The 14,937-nt window shown below is 73.9% G+C and carries 14 protein-coding genes; 1 reads left to right on the forward strand and 13 read right to left on the reverse strand.

What is annotated here, in order from left to right:
* Window positions 1–102: 102 nt before the first annotated feature.
* Complete coding sequence (locus Sya03_RS13655; protein ID WP_203938649.1) at window positions 103–795, forward strand: LON peptidase substrate-binding domain-containing protein; 693 nt, start codon at window positions 103–105, stop codon at window positions 793–795.
* Here Sya03_RS13655 and Sya03_RS13660 read toward each other — a convergent pair.
* From Sya03_RS13660 to Sya03_RS13720, 13 genes are all read right to left on the reverse strand, one after another.
* Window positions 710–1,414, reverse strand: coding sequence for a hypothetical protein (locus Sya03_RS13660; protein WP_203938650.1), 705 nt, complete (start codon window positions 1,412–1,414; stop codon window positions 710–712). The two genes, Sya03_RS13655 and Sya03_RS13660, sit on opposite strands and share 86 nt — an antisense overlap.
* 37 nt (window positions 1,415–1,451) lie before the next feature.
* Window positions 1,452–4,985 (reverse strand): DNA polymerase III subunit alpha, encoded by a 3,534-nt coding sequence (dnaE, locus tag Sya03_RS13665; protein ID WP_203938651.1) that lies wholly within the window; start codon window positions 4,983–4,985, stop codon window positions 1,452–1,454.
* A 73-nt stretch (window positions 4,986–5,058) separates the two neighbouring features.
* Window positions 5,059–6,705: an AAA family ATPase gene (locus Sya03_RS13670; RefSeq protein WP_370872014.1), complete on the reverse strand. Its 1,647-nt coding sequence runs from the start codon at window positions 6,703–6,705 to the stop codon at window positions 5,059–5,061.
* A gap of 211 nt (window positions 6,706–6,916) precedes the next feature.
* Window positions 6,917–7,942, reverse strand: a complete 1,026-nt coding sequence (locus Sya03_RS13675; RefSeq protein WP_203938653.1) for a hypothetical protein — start codon at window positions 7,940–7,942, stop codon at window positions 6,917–6,919.
* 35 nt (window positions 7,943–7,977) lie between these two features.
* A complete protein-coding gene (locus tag Sya03_RS13680) occupies window positions 7,978–8,862 on the reverse strand; it encodes an RluA family pseudouridine synthase (protein ID WP_370872157.1) in 885 nt (294 codons plus the stop codon).
* Window positions 8,863–8,918: 56 nt separating this feature from the next.
* Window positions 8,919–9,530: a signal peptidase II gene (gene lspA / locus Sya03_RS13685; protein ID WP_370872155.1), complete on the reverse strand. Its 612-nt coding sequence runs from the start codon at window positions 9,528–9,530 to the stop codon at window positions 8,919–8,921.
* Window positions 9,503–9,922, reverse strand: coding sequence for a TraR/DksA family transcriptional regulator (locus Sya03_RS13690; protein ID WP_203938656.1), 420 nt, complete (start codon window positions 9,920–9,922; stop codon window positions 9,503–9,505). Before Sya03_RS13690 ends, lspA begins: the two co-directional genes overlap by 28 nt.
* Window positions 9,923–10,162: 240 nt before the next feature.
* On the reverse strand, window positions 10,163–11,683 hold the full coding sequence (locus tag Sya03_RS13695; protein WP_203938657.1) for a potassium/proton antiporter: 1,521 nt from the start codon (window positions 11,681–11,683) through the stop codon (window positions 10,163–10,165).
* Window positions 11,680–12,018, reverse strand: a complete 339-nt coding sequence (locus tag Sya03_RS13700) for a DUF167 domain-containing protein (RefSeq protein ID WP_239107458.1) — start codon at window positions 12,016–12,018, stop codon at window positions 11,680–11,682. Before Sya03_RS13700 ends, Sya03_RS13695 begins: the two co-directional genes overlap by 4 nt.
* Before the next feature lie 49 nt (window positions 12,019–12,067).
* Window positions 12,068–12,784 (reverse strand): hypothetical protein, encoded by a 717-nt coding sequence (locus Sya03_RS13705; RefSeq protein WP_203938658.1) that lies wholly within the window; start codon window positions 12,782–12,784, stop codon window positions 12,068–12,070.
* Between the two features lie 59 nt (window positions 12,785–12,843).
* Window positions 12,844–13,668: a DivIVA domain-containing protein gene (locus Sya03_RS13710; protein ID WP_203938659.1), complete on the reverse strand. Its 825-nt coding sequence runs from the start codon at window positions 13,666–13,668 to the stop codon at window positions 12,844–12,846.
* 46 nt (window positions 13,669–13,714) lie between these two features.
* On the reverse strand, window positions 13,715–14,020 hold the full coding sequence (locus Sya03_RS13715; protein ID WP_203938660.1) for a YggT family protein: 306 nt from the start codon (window positions 14,018–14,020) through the stop codon (window positions 13,715–13,717).
* Window positions 14,021–14,057: 37 nt separating this feature from the next.
* A complete protein-coding gene (locus tag Sya03_RS13720) occupies window positions 14,058–14,762 on the reverse strand; it encodes a cell division protein SepF (protein WP_203938661.1) in 705 nt (234 codons plus the stop codon).
* Between the last annotated feature and the right edge of the window lie 175 nt (window positions 14,763–14,937).

The raw sequence follows: 14,937 nt of genomic DNA on the forward strand, positions 1-14,937 counted from the left end.
GCCTGACCGCCCGGAGCGGGTCACCCCGCCCCCGGAACCCCCCACCGCAACCCCGAGACAGCCGATGTTGACCATGAAGCCCCGAGGACTAGGCTCGCAGGCGTGACGGAGCAGCTGCCGGTCTTCCCACTGAGCACGGTGCTGTTCCCCGGCCTGGTCCTGCCGCTGCACATCTTCGAGGACCGCTACCGCAGCCTGGTCCGCGACCTGGTGGCCCAGCCCGGCGACGGCCCGCACGAGTTCGGCGTCGTCGCGCTGCGCCGGGGCTGGGAGGTCGCCGGCGACGCCGCGCCGGCGGCGGACCCCGCCGAGGTGCCCGAGCTGCACGAGATCGGCTGCACCGCCGAGCTGCGCCAGGTCAGCGAGCTGCCGGACGGCCGGTTCGACATCGTGACGGTGGGGCGCCGCCGGTTCCGGGTGCTCGGCGTCGACGCGGGCGTGGCCCCGTACCTGACGGCCGAGGTGGAGTGGCTCGACGACGGCGCCGACAGCCCCGCCGCCGCGCTGCTCGCGCCGCGGGTGCTGGCCGTGTTCCGCCAGTACCTGGAGCTGCTGCAGCCGGCCACCGAGGTGCTCGACCAGGTGCCCGACGACCCGACCGTGCTGTCGCACCTGGTGGCCGCGAGCGCCCAGCTGGCCGTGGACGACCGGCAGGCGCTGCTGGCCGCGCCCGACACGCTGACCCGCCTGCGCGACGAGCTGCGGCTGCTCAGCCGTGAGGTGGCGCTGCTGCGCCAGGTGCGTGCGGTGCCGGTGCCGCTGTCGGAGCTGGGTCGTCCGGCGAGTCCGAACTGAGCGGCGGCTGCCAGACGCCCGGCGCGGCGTCGGGGTCGAGGTCCGGGTCGTGCGCCCAGCCGGCCAGCAGCGTGTAGGTGATCACCGCGGCGAACGCCGGCACCAGCACCACCCCCCAGGCGCGCAGGTCCGGCGGCTGCACCGCCTGCGTGCCCGCGGCGGCGGTGCGCTCCCAGCGCTCGAACTCCGCGTGCCCCCACGTGCGCCCGGCCAGCCACGCGGCCGGGCCCGCCGCCAGCGTGCCGAGGGTGACCGCGGCCAGCTGCACCGGCCCGCGGTGCCGGCGCACCAGCCGCCACGTGCCGATCGCGGCCGCCACCCCGAAGGCGAGGCCGAGCAGCGCGAACGTGCCGTCGGCGGCCACGTACTGCTCGGGCTGCGGGTCGACCGGGTACGGGCCCTGCGCGGTCTGCACCACCCGGCCGTCCGGGGCCAGCCAGCGCCACAGCAGCCCCAGCGGCCCCCCGAGCAGCAGCAGGGCGCCGGCGGTCAGGCCGGCGACCCGCAGCGCGCGCCCCAGGGGCCGGCGCGGCCGCTGCGGCGGCGGGGCCGGGAACGGTTCGTGCGGGAGGTACGGCGGCACCGCGGGGCCGTCGTACCCGGCGTACGGGTCGGTCACCCTCTGATCGTGCCAGCCCGAGCTGTGCGCACGCGGATCAACTGACACTGGCCGGGCCGAGCACCATCTTGAGGTCGGCCATCAGGGCCGGGGTGGACGCGACGCGCAGCGCGTTGAGCCGCAGGATCGTGGTGCGGCTGCCGTTCTGCAGCTTCACGTGCACCTCGGAGTCGCCGGGGTGGATGCGCAGCACCTCCTTGAGCTGGTCGACCAGCGGCGGGGTGCAGCGGGTCACCGGCAGGGTCAGGGTCACCGGCTTGGTCGCGGAGGCGTTCGTGATGTCGGGCATCGACATGTCCATCGCCATGATGCGCGGGGTGTCGTCGCGCCGGTCGACCCGGCCTTTGACCACCACGATCGCGTCCTCGGCGATGTACTGGCCGATGACCTCGTAGGTGTTCGGGAAGAACAGCGTCTCGACGCCGCCGGCCAGGTCCTCCAGCGTGGCCGACGCCCACGCCCGGCCCTGCTTGGTGATGCGCCGCTGCACGCCGGACAGGATGCCGGCCAGCGTGACGATCTGCCCGTCGGGCACCCCGCCCTCCTCGGCGAGCGAGGCGATGGAGGTGTCGGCGGCCGGGCCCAGCACGTGCTCCAGGCCGGCCAGCGGGTGGTCGGAGACGTACAGGCCGAGCATCTCGCGCTCGAAGGCCAGCTTGTCGCGCTTGTCCCACTCGGTGTCGCCGATGGTCGGCATCGCGACCGTCGCCGAGCTGCCGCCCGCCTCGTCGCCGAACGCACCGAACAGGTCGAACTGGCCCGCGGCCTCGTTGCGCTTCACGTCGGCGTACGCGTCGATCGCCTCGGCGTGCACGGCCAGCAGGCCCTTGCGGGAGTGGCCCATCGAGTCGAACGCGCCCGCCTTGATCAGCGACTCGACGGTCTTCTTGTTGCAGGCGACCTGGTCCACCTTGGACAGGAAGTCGTAGAAGTCGGTGTACTCGCCCTTGTCCTTGCGGCAGCGGACGATCGCCTCGACGACGTTGTGCCCGACGTTGCGCACCGCGCCCAGGCCGAACCGGATGTCCTTGCCGACCGGCGTGAACGGCCCGGCGGACTGGTTGACGTCGGGCGACAGCACCTGGATGCCCATGCGGCGGCACTCCGACAGGTACAGCGCCATCTTGTCCTTGTCGTCGCCCACGGACGTGAGCAGACCGGCCATGTACTCGGCGGGGTAGTTCGCCTTGAGGTAGCCGGTCCAGTACGACACCAGCCCGTACCCGGCGGTGTGCGCCTTGTTGAACGCGTAGTCGGCGAACGGGACGAGGATGTCCCAGATGGCCTGGATGGCCTGGTCGGAGTACCCGTTGGCGCGCATGCCGTCGCGGAACGGGATGAACTCCTTGTCCAGGACCTCCTTCTTCTTCTTGCCCATGGCGCGGCGCAGCAGGTCGGCCTTGCCGAGCGAGTAGCCGGCGAGGATCTGCGCGGCGCGCTGCACCTGCTCCTGGTAGACGATCAGGCCGTAGGTGGGGCCGAGGATCTCCTCGAGCGGCTTCTCCAGCTCGGGGTGGATCGGCGTGATCTCCTGCTGCTTGTTCTTGCGCAGCGCGTAGTTGGTGTGCGAGTTGGCGCCCATCGGGCCCGGCCGGTACAGCGCCAGGACCGCGGAGATGTCCTCGAAGTTGTCCGGCTTCATCAGGCGCAGCAGCGAGCGCATCGGCCCGCCGTCGAGCTGGAACACGCCCAGGGTGTCACCGCGCGACAGCAGCTCGTAGGTGGCCTTGTCGTCCAGCGGCAGCGACAGCAGGTCGACCTTGCGCCCGTGGTTGAGCTCGATGTTCTTGACCGCGTCGTCGATGATCGTCAGGTTGCGCAGGCCCAGGAAGTCCATCTTGAGCAGGCCGAGCGTCTCGCAGGTCGGGTAGTCGAACTGCGTGATGATCGCGCCGTCGGCGTCGCGCCGCATGAGCGGGATGTGCTCGATGATCGGCTCGGCGCTCATGATGACGCCGGCGGCGTGCACGCCGGTCTGCCGGATCAGGCCCTCGATGCCGCGGGCGGTGTCGATGACCTTCTTGACGTCCGGGTCCTGCTCGTACAGGGTGCGGATCTCGCCGGCCTCGTTGTAGCGCTTGTGGTCGCGGTCGAAGATGCCGGACAGCGGGATGTCCTTGCCCATCACCGCCGGCGGCATCGCCTTGGTGATCCGGTCGCCGACCGCGTACGGGAAGCCGAGCACCCGCGCCGAGTCCTTGATCGCGGCCTTCGCCTTGATCGTGCCGAACGTCGCGATCTGGGCGACCTTGTCCTCGCCCCACTTCTCGGTCACGTACCGGATGACCTCGCCGCGCCGGCGCTCGTCGAAGTCGATGTCGACGTCCGGCATGGACACGCGCTCGGGGTTGAGGAACCGCTCGAAGATCAGGCCGTGCGGCAGCGGGTCCAGGTCGGTGATGCCCAGCGCGTACGCGACCAGCGAGCCGGCCGCCGAGCCGCGGCCCGGGCCGACCGCGATGCCCTGCGACTTCGCCCACTGGATGAAGTCGGCGACCACGAGGAAGTACGACGGGAAGCCCATCTGCAGGATGACGCCGAGCTCGTACTCCGCCTGCGTGACGTGCGTGTCCGGCACGCCCTCCGGGAACCGGCGGGCCAGCCCCGCGAACGTCTCCTTGCGGAACCAGCTCTCCTCCGTCTCGCCCTCCGGCACGGGGAAGCGCGGCATCAGGTTCCGGTACTCGAACATGCCGGTGGTGTCGACCTTCTCGGCGACCAGCAGCGTGTTGCGGCAGCCCTCCAGCCAGATCTCGTCGGAGTTGACCGCGCGCATCTGCTCGGCCGACTTCACGAAGTAGCCGGTGCCATCGAACCGGAACCGGTTCGGGTCGGCCACGTTGGAGCCGGTCTGCACGCACAGCAGCACGTCGTGCGCCTCGGACTGCGCCTCGCTGGTGTAGTGCGAGTCGTTGGTGACCAGCGGCGGGATGTTCAGCCGCTTCGCGACCTCCAGCAGGCCGTCGCGGGCCTTCTTCTCCACCTCGATGCCGTGGTCCATCAGCTCGAGGAAGTAGTTGTCCTTGCCGAAGATGTCCTGGTACTGCCCGGCGACCTTGACCGCCTCGTCGAGCTGGCCCAGCCGGATGCGGGTCTGCACCGCCCCCGACGGGCAGCCGGTCGTGGCCATGATGCCCTCGGCGTGCTCGGCGATGAGCTCCATGTCCATGCGCGGCCACTTGCCGAGCTGGCCCTCCATCGAGGCGCGGCTGTTCAGCGTGAACAGGTTGTGCAGGCCGGTCTTGTTCTTCGCCCACATCGTCTTGTGGGTGATGGCGCCGTTGCCGGAGATGTCGTCGGACTTCTGCTCCGGCCGGCCCCACTTGACCCGCTGCTTCAGGTAGCGCGACTCGGGCGCCACGTAGGCCTCGACGCCGATCACCGGGGTCAGCCCGGCGGCGGTGGCCTGCTTGTAGAAGTCGTAGGCGCCGTGCATGTTGCCGTGGTCGCTGATCGCCACGGCGGGCATGCCGAGCCGCTGGCACTCGGCCATCAGCTCCTTGAGGCGGGCGGCGCCGTCGAGCATCGAGTACTCGGTGTGAACGTGCAGATGCACGAACGAATCGGACACCAAGCCTCCTCATCGCCGAACTCGTGCTGCGACTCTAGCCGCTGGGTCCGACGGGCCCCGGCGGCGGCGCGCCCTACTGGCCGAACGGCTCGATCATCGTGGCCGCCGCCCGCAGCCACGCCGCCCGCGTGCCCGGCTGCAGGACGTTGTACTCGATGGACGAGCCGACCTCGAGGGCCGGGTCGTAGGGCACCACGGCGACCGCGCGGGTGCGCGTCGCGAAGTGCGCCTTGAGATCCTCCAGCAGCGGCAGCGGGCCGGCCGTCGGGCAGGACAGCAGCGTGACCGCGTTCGCGGCCAGCTCCTCCATGCCGATGTCGTTGAGCAGGTCGAGCATCCAGTCGGCGGTGAACGCGGCGTCCTCGCGCGGCACCGTCGTGATGACCAGCTGGTCGGCGGCCCGCATGACGGTCTGCCAGTTGACGCTCTCGACGTTGTTGCCGGTGTCGACGCAGATCACGTCGTGGGTGCGGCGCAGCAGGTCCATCACGCGGCGCACGGTGCTCTGGTCGAGGCGCTGGGCGAACCGCGGGTTCTCCTCGCCGGCCAGCACGTCGTACGAGCCGTCGGAGGCGTGCCGCAGGTAGTCGTCGAGCCGGTCGGTGAGGTCGTCGCCGTGCAGGTTCTCGATCTCGATCAGCTCGGCCACGAGGTGCCTTATCGTGCGGGCGTGCCGGGCGCTGCCCGCGCGCAGCCCGAGGGTGCCGCGCAGCTCGTTGTCGTCCCAGGCCAGCACGCCGCGGCCGCGGACGCTGCCGATGGTGGCCGCCGCCAGCACCGTGGCGGTGGTCTTGTGCACGCCGCCCTTCGGGTTGGCGAACGCCAGCACCCGCGGCTTGCCCAGCGACCGGCGCAGCACCGCGATGGCGCGCTCCACGTCCTCGTCGGCGCGGGTCTGCCGCCACTCGATGCGGCCGGGCGACTGCGGCGCGACCGACGGCGGCGCCATCGGCTGCGGAACGGCGGCGGGCGGCGCGACGGGCGGCGGGGCCGGCGGCGCGACGGGCGGCGCGACGGGCGGGGACGGCGGCACGAGCGGCGCGGGCGGCGGCTGCAGCACCGACGGCACCGACGCGGCGGCCCGGGCCGGCGCGTAACCCGGGGCGTCCTTGACCCGCGCGATCGGCGGCGGCACGGCCCGGGTGGCCGGGTTGAAGAAGCTGTGCGGCTGGTCGGCGCCCGGGTCGGTGCGGCGCGGGAAGCTCTCGCCGAGCTGCGGGCCGCGCCGCTCCAGCGGGTTCTGCGGGCGCTGCTCCAGGGCGCGGGGCGGCTCGCCCCAGCCGTCGCGGCCCTCGCGGTTGCGCCGGTCGAGCGGGTTGACCGGCCGCGGGTTGACGGGCCGCTGCGGGTCGCCGCCGCGCTGGCCGCCGAGCGGGCTGACCGGGCGGGCGGCGAGCGGGTTGACCGGGCGGCCGTCGGGGCGCACGTCGCCGCCGTTGGGCGGCGGTTCGAGCGCGCGGCTGCCGTACGGCTGCGGCCCGCGCGCCGGGTCGAGCGGGTTGCGGGGGCGGCGCTCCAGCGGGTTCACCGGGCGGGTGGGCAGCGGCGGCGGCTCGTCCGCGCCGCGCGGCACGACCGGGCGGCCGTCGGGGTCGGTGTCGGCGGCGCCGACCTGCTGCTGCTCGCCGGTGCGGGAGCCGAGCAGGGCACGGTCGAGCAGCGCCCGCCATCGCGGGGCTGGTTCCGCAGGCCGGCCCCAGCCGGTCTCGGTCCCATCCACGGCTCGTCCTCCCACGCCCATCCGGTTCCGCCTGACAGGCTACGGACGTAGACCCTATTCGGGCCACACCCGCATACCTAGTCCTCGGTGTCTCTCTTTCCCGCCGCTTCCGGGCCCACGCCTCCCGCCGACCGGCCGGGCAGCGCTGCGCGACCACGCAGCCCCCCGACGACATGTCAACGCGCGGGTGTGCGTCCGGATGCTGGTGCCGTCACGACGAGGCACCCGCGGCCGGGCCCGGGGGCTCCGACGAGGGTACGGCAGGCGCGGCCGCGGCGGCCCCGGTGCCCGGTGACGACGACGTCACGGATCGGCCCGGTGAGTCGGAGATCACACCGCCGCCGCGGGCGGGCCGGGCGGGCGCCAGTGCGCGCACCGTGACGGTGGGTGTCGATGCGGCGGGCGACGGCTCCCCCGCCCGCGGGGCGGGCCGGTCCGGGTCGACCACCCGCTCCGGCAGGGGCGGGCGGAACTCGGTGCGGTCCAGGCGGGTCACCTCCGGCGCGGGGTCCACCGCGCGCACCCCCGACCGGCGGGAGAGCTGGTCGAGGACCGGCGGCGCGGCCCGCACCACCGCCGCGTAGACGCACGCGCAGCCCGCCCGGTAAGCGGCCGCCTCGGCGGCGGCGACGGCGGTGCCGCGGTCGTACGCGGCCCGCAGCCGGTGCTCCGCCTTGCTGTCGCCGGTGAGCGAGCGCCGCAACTGGCCGTAGTCGGCGATCTCCTGATCGCGGCCCCGGGCGACGTCCTGCATGCCGGCGATCACGTCCGCCGGCACCCGGTACGCCGGAATTCGCACCACCTGCGTCTGCATGCCGGGCAGCTGCGCCCGGGCGTACACCTCGGACACCCCGACGTCGCCCAGCACCGGGACCAGCCGGTTGGGCGAGAAGTAGGTGACGAGGCTGACCAGGGCGTACACCTCGGCCGTCGCGGTGGCCGGCGCCGGGTCGGCGAGCAGCGCGCCCAGCTCGGCCTCGCTCGCGGTCACGTAGCCGCCGACGGACTGCCCGTCGACGACGCCGACCCGCACCACCTCGCCGGGCGGCGCCACGGGCGGCGCGGCGGGCCGGTCGACCGCCCAGACGGCCGTCAGCATCACCGCGCAGGCGCAGAGCAGGCCCAGGCCGGTGACCAGCCGCAGCCGCGCGGGCCCGCCGGCGAGCCGGCCGAACGCCCGGCCCAGCGGCGGCAGCACCCGGCTGTCGAGCTTCCCCAGCGTGTTTCCGACGCCCATGCCCGGCGTCCCCCTCGCCCCTCGGCTCTGCCTGCTCAGCCCGGGTCGCGCAGGACCCCGAGCGCGTGCTCCAGATCCTCAGGGTAGTCGCTGGTGAACGAGACCTCGTCCTGCGTACGGGGGTGCAGGAAGGCCAACCGGCGGGCGTGCAGCCACTGCCGGGCCAGCCCGATGCGCGCCGACAGGGTCGGGTCGGCGCCGTAGGTGAGGTCGCCGACGCAGGGGTGCCGCAGCGCCGACATGTGCACCCGGATCTGGTGGGTGCGGCCCGTCTCGAGGCGGATGTCGACCAGGCTGGCCGACCGGAACGCCTCGATGGTGTCGTAGTGGGTGACGCTGGGCTTGCCGCCCGACACGACCGCCCAGCGGTAGTCCTGGGTGGGGTGCCGGTCGATCGGCGCGTCGACCGTGCCGCGCAGCGGGTCGAGGTGGCCCTGCACGACGGCGTGGTACCGCTTCTCCACCTCGCGCGCCTTGAACGCCCGCTTGAGCAGCGTGTACGCGATCTCGCTCTTGGCCACGACCATCAGCCCGGTGGTGCCGACGTCGAGCCGGTGCACGATGCCCTGCCGCTCGGCGGCGCCCGTGGTGGCGACGCTCTGGCCCATGGCGGCCAGCCCGCCGAGCACGGTGGGGCCGGTCCAGCCGGGGCTGGGGTGGGCGGCCACGCCGACCGGCTTGTCGACGACCACCAGGTCCTCGTCGGCGTACACGATGGACAGGCCGGTGACGTGCTGCGCGACGACGGTGGGCGCGCCGGCGGGCGCGGGCAGCACCACCTCGAGCCAGGAACCGGCCGCCACCTTGTCGGACTTGGGGCGGGGCACGCCGTCGACCAGCGCGTCGCCGGCCTCGACGAGGCTTGCCGCGGCGGTGCGCGACAGCCCGAACAGGCGCGAGACGGCCTGGTCGAGGCGCATGCCGTCGAGGCCGTCGGGGACCGGCAGGGACCGCCGGTCGCCGCCGAATGCCGTGGTCACCGCTGCTCGGCCTCTTCCCTCTGCTCGTGCTTCTTCGCGTTGCCCGGCAGCCGGGTGCCGTCGCGCTGGCGGCCGGTCAGCTCCAGCAGCACCGCGAGGACGACGCCGACGCTGAGGCAGCTGTCGGCCACGTTGAACACCGCGAAGCGCTCGCCGTACGGCGCGAACAGGCTGAACATGTCGACCACGTGCCCGTGCAGGAAGCTGGGCGCCCGGAACAGCCGGTCGGTCAGGTTGCCCAGCGCGCCGGCCAGGACCAGCCCGAGCGCGACGGCCCACGGCATCGAGCGCAGCCGCAGGGTCATGTAGGTGATCCAGCCGATCACGACGATGGTGATCAGCGGGAAGACGAACGTGTAGTCGCTGCCCAGGCTGAACGCGGCGCCGCTGTTGCGCACCAGCGACAGGTAGACCAGCCCGCCGAGGACCCGGACCGGGTCCTGCGGGTCGAGCATGCTGACCGACAGGTGCTTCACGACCTGGTCGACGGTGAGCCCGGCGAGGGCGATGGCCACCAGGACCGACACCGCCCGCCGGCTGGCGCGGGGTGCTGCGCCGGTCGCAGGGGTGTCGTCGGTGTTCAGCGTCGCTCCTCCAGCTGCTTGCAGGACACGCAGAGGGTAGCGGACGGGAAGGCGGCCAGTCGCTCCACGGGGATGGGGTTGCCGCACCGCTCACAGTTGCCGTAGTGGCCCTCGGCGACCCGCTCGAGCGCGCGCTCGACCTGGGTGATGCGCTCGAGGATGTTGTTCGCGAGGGTGATCTCCTGCTCGCGCTCGAACGTCTTGGTGCCGGTGTCGGCCTGGTCGTCGCCGCCGGAGTCGGCCAGCCGGTCGCGCTGGAGCTCGGTGATCTCGGCGAGCGTCTGGTCGTACTCCGCCTGGAGCTCGTCGCGGCGCTCGGTCAGCGCGAGGCGGATCTTGTCCATCTCGGCGTCGCTGCGCTTGTTCTTCGCGGCGGCCTTGCCCGGTGCGGTCGTCGTGTTGGTCGTCTTCGCCATGATCGCTCCTCGGCCGCTGGTGCGGTGATCGCCGTGCCTCGTGGTGCGGGCCTTCTGCCTCCGCGGCGCGGCGCCGCCGTGGGCGGGCCCCGCGCCCGCCGGGCGACACCTACACAACAGCGCGGCGAACAGGTCCGCCGCGCACTCCGGAGGTTGGCAAGGATACGGAACGTGAACGGCTCCGACAACATGCCGCTCCGAGCCGTGCCCACGAACCGTGACGAACAGGTCGCTAACGGTTCAGTCCTCGCCCGAGCCGTCCTCGCCGTACCAGCGCGCCAGCCGCCCGCGCCGGCTGACCGCCCGCAGCCGCCGCTCGGCCGCGTCGCGCACCTCCGCGGTCGAGACGATCAGCAGGTTGTCGCCGGAGCGCAGCCGGGTGTCCGGGCCCGGCACGAACCCGGCGCCGTCGCGCAGCACCAGCGTCACCGCCGCCCCCACGGGCAGCCGCAGCTCGTCGAGGTGCACCCCGGCCAGCCGGGAGCCGCGCGGCACCCGCACCTGGAGCAGGTCGGCCCGCATCCGGTCCAGCGGGGCCGTCTCGACGTGCAGCTCGGCCGCCTCCGCCGGGGCGCCGACCTTCAGCAGCCGCGCCACCGGGCCCATCGTGCCGACCTGCACCAGCGTGAAAATGATCACCAGCACGAACACCGCGTCGAACAGGGTCTGCGCGCCCGGCACGTCCAGCGACAGCGGGATGGTGGCCAGCACGATCGGCACCGCGCCGCGCAGGCCCGCCCACGCCAGGAACGCCTGCTCGCGCTTGCCGGTGCGCAGCCCGCGCCGGCCGGCGGAGAACCACACCGCCGACGCCGCCACCGACAGCGGCCGGGCCACGAACAGCAGGGCGACGCCGGCCACCACCGCGATGAGCAGGGCGTTCGGCAGCCGGCTCGGCGACACCAGCAGGCCCAGCAGCACGAACAGGCCGATCTGGGCCAGCCACGCCAGCCCGTCGGCGAAGCCGAGGATGGCCCGCCGGTGCGGCAGGCGGGCGTTGCCGAGCACCACGCCGGCCGCGTACACGGCCAGGAAGCCCGACGCGTGCGCCACCGCGCCCGCCGCGTACGCCAGCACGGTCAGGCCCACCGCGGCGATCGGGTACAGCCCCGCCGACGGCAGCGCGGCCCGGCGCAGCAGCCAGCACCCCGCCTGCGCCACGACCACGCCGATGCAGGCGCCGGCCGCCAGCTCGTACGCGATGAGCAGCACCTCCTGCCACCAGGGGTGCGCGGCGGACGGGTCCGACGACAGCAGCACCACCAGCAGCACGACGGGCGCGTCGTTGATGCCGGACTCGGCCTCCAGCGTCGTCACCAGCCGGGGCTTCAGGCGCAACCGGCGCAGGGTGGAGAACACGGCGGCGGCGTCCGTGGACGACAGCACCGCCCCGTAGAGCAGGGCCAGCCGCCAGTCCAGGTCGAGCGCCATGTGCAGCACCGCCCCGACGACCGCGATGCTGACCAGCACGCCGACGGTCGACAGCATCGCCGCCAGCGGCAGCACCGGCCGCAGCGAGCTCCACCGGGCCGTCAGGCCGCCCTCGGCGATGATCAGGATGAGCGCGCAGAAGCCGAGCGTGCGGGTCAGTTCGGCGTCGCTGAACTGCACGCCGAGGCCGTCCTCGCCGACCAGCACGCCGAGCAGCAGGTACACCAGGAGGCTGGGCAGGCCGATGCGGGTCGACAGCCGCACCGCGGCGACGGCGACCAGCAGCACGGCCGCGCCGAGCAGCAGCGCCAGGTCCAGCCCGGCGGTCACGGCCCGCCGTCCCGCAGCCCGGCGAGCAGCGCCGCGACGCCCGCGCCGGTGTCGCCGTCGACCGTGAAGACCTTGTCGCGGCTGGTGGCGCCGAGCCGCAGGGTCACGGCGGCGGGGCGCACCCCCAGGGCGGCCGCGAGCGCCCGGCGGACCGCCTCGGTGGCCCGGCCGTCGACGGCGGGCGCCGACACCGCGACCACCAGGGCGGGCCCGTGCGGCCCGTCGTACCGGCCGCCCACCCGGTCGCGCCCGGCGCCCGGCTTGACCCGCACGGGCACGCTCAGCGGCGGCCGCGGGTCGGCACGGCGCGCGGAGGCACGGTCGGTGGGGGCCACGCCTCATTGTGCCGATCATCGGCCCCCGGTGCGCCCGGAGGGACGCAGGTCACGCGTGGTGGGTGCGCAGCAGCCGGTCGACGGGGCGGCACAGGCCGCACGGGGTGAACCCCAGGTCGATCGCCTCGGCCACCGGCAGCGCGTCGGTCTCCCGGCCGCCGAGGAACGGGCACCCGGCGACGTGGTAGCGCGGCCGCTGGTCGACGACCAGCACCTCGATGGTGGTGACGGCCAGCCGGGCGGCGTCGGCGGGGGCGACCCACTGGGCGCGCGGCTCGTCGGCCGGGTCCTCCGGGTCGGGCTCGGCGAGCCCGTCGTCGGGGGCGCCGCGCTGCTGCGGGGCGGCGGGCCGGGCCTCCGGCTCGTCCTCGGTCACGACGGCCCGCCCGGTGGCGGGCGCGGCGGCGGGCTCCACGGCCGGCTCCACGGCCGGCTCGGCGGCGTCGCGGGCGGGGGCGCGGTCGCGGGCGAAGGCGCCGGTGCGGTCGTCGTAGGTGGCGCCGGGCTCGTCGTCCGCGACGGAGGCGGGGGCGACGGGCTCCTGGGTGCGGGCCCGCGGCACGGTGGGCGCCTCGGCGGCGGCCGGCGGGACGGGCGCGGCGAGCCCCGAACGCGCCGCAGCCTGCCGGGCGCCGACCACGAGGGCGACGGCGGCCAGCAGGCTGACGGCGATCGAGCTGATGAGCAGGACGCTGGAACCCCAGGTCAGACCCAGGACGAGCAGCGCCACGGCGCCGAGGATGAGCAGGAGACTACCGACGATCATCGTTCACCCTCGACGCAGCGACATCCGTGTCTTGCGTTCAGTACAACGAGCGAGTGGCGTCAGCGACCCGACTCGATCGAGCCGCCCCGGCCGCCGCCGTACGAACCGGCGAGGCCGGCGGCCGCGAGGCCACCCGAGCCGCCCACGGCGCGCTGGCTGTCGGCGCGGGTCATCTCGGCCTCGAGGCCCTGGCCACGACCGTCGAGGTCGCGCAGCTGGCTCTCCAGGTACGCCTTGAGGCGCGTCCGGTACTCCCGCTCGAACTGCTTGAGCTCCTCGATGTGCTTCTGCAGCGCGGAGCGCTTGGCGTCCAGGCCGCCCATGGCCTCCTGGTGCCGCTGGCGCGCGTCCCGCTCGAGGGCGTCCGCCTTGGCGCGGGCCTCGCGGGTGACCTCCTCGGCCTTGGAGCGCGCGTCGGACAGCAGCTTGTCGGCCTCGCGGCGCGCGTCGGACACGTGGTCGTCGGCGGTGCGCTGGGCCATCATGAGGACGCGCAGCGCCTGCTGCTCGCCGTCGCCGCCGGCGCCGCCGGCCGGGGCGCCCACGGGGCCGCCCTGGGCGCGGACCTGCTCGAGCTCCGCCTGCATCTGGCGGGCCGCCTGCTCGGCGGCCGCCTTGTCCCGCTGGACGCGGTCGAGCTGGGCCTTCATGTCGTTCAGCTCGGCCGCCAGGCGCGGGTCGGCACCCGGTCCCGCCGGGGCCGGGCCACGGCCGCCGCCGCGCTCGACCTGAGCGCGCAGCTCGTTGTTCTCCTCGATCAGACGGGCGAGTTCGCGCTCGACCTCGTCAAGGAAGGCGTCGACCTCCTCCTCGTCGTACCCCCGCTTGCCGATCGGGGGCTTCTTGAAGGCGACGTTGTGCACGTCGGCGGGGGTCAGCGGCATCGAAACTCCTCGGGTCAGTTGCGGCCGCGTGGGTAGCTGCCCGGTCTCAGCTGAACGCTGCGATCAGGCGGGCCAACACGAAGTTCATCAGCACGAACAGGATAACCAGCAGGACGAGGGAGGCCAGGTCCAAGCTCACGGTACCAATTCGAAGCGGCGGGATCACACGCCTCAACGCCTTGAGCGGTGGATCAGTGACGCTCCACACCGATTCCAGTGCCGCCGAGGCCCCGCGGCCCGGCTGCCAACGTCGCCCGTACTGCAGCACCGCCCCCAGGATGAAACGCGCCAGAAGGGTCAGAAAGAAGACGTAGACCACCAGGTAGAGCACTTGGAACAGGATGGACAACACGGTCGGTGGATCTCCCCTATCGGGCCGGCTGCGCGCGTCAGCCCTGGTTGAAGAAGCCGCCCTCGGCGATCTTGGCCTTGTCCTCGGCGGTGACCTGGACGTTGGCCGGCGAGAGCAGGAAAACCCGGTTGGTCACGCGCTCGATCGTACCGCGAAGGCCGAAGGCGAGTCCGGCGGCGAAGTCGACCAGCCGCCGGGCGTCACCCTCGTCCATCTCGGTGAGGTTGATTATCACGGGCGTCCCGTCGCGGAAGTGCTCGCCGATCGTGCGCGCCTCCCGGTACGTGGTCGGGTGCAGCGTCGTGATCGAGTAGCGCTGGTCCTCCTGCGGCTCCGGGCGCTCGCGCACCTGGACCTGCGGGCTCAGCGCCAGGTTGTCCCGGGTCGGGTAGCTCAGCCCGGACGACTCGGGCGCCGGCGACCGGGTGATCGAGCGCACGCTGGCGCGCTCCGGGCGCTCGGCGCGCTCGGCGGCCCGCTCGGCGCGGTCGTCGTGGTCGCGCTCGGCCCGCGCGCCGGAGCGCTCGGACGGGCGCAACCGCTCGGAGGTGCGGGCGCGCGGCACGGGCGGCTCGTCCTCCTCCTCGTCCTCGTCGCCGAAGTCGTCGTAGCGGCTCTCCGCGCGGTAGGCGGACTCCCGCTCGCGGTAGCCGCCCTCGCGGTAGCGGTCGTCGTACCCGCGGTCGTCGTCCTCCTCCTCGACGAGGCCCAGCCACACCCCCGCCTTACGCAGAGCGCTCATGCGGTCACCTCGTCCCGGTCCGCGGCCTGACGACCACCCAGCAGCCTGTCGCTCATGCCCCCACCTCCGTCCGTTGCGGCGCGCGCCCCCTCGGCCCGCCGCTCTCCCCCTGGTGCCGGGCGCCTTCGCGAGGCCCGGCGGACACGACGGTCGAGCGTGGCGGCGCGCCGGCCAC

The organism is Spirilliplanes yamanashiensis (assembly GCF_016863475.1).
GTDB classification, from domain to species: domain Bacteria; phylum Actinomycetota; class Actinomycetes; order Mycobacteriales; family Micromonosporaceae; genus Spirilliplanes; species Spirilliplanes yamanashiensis.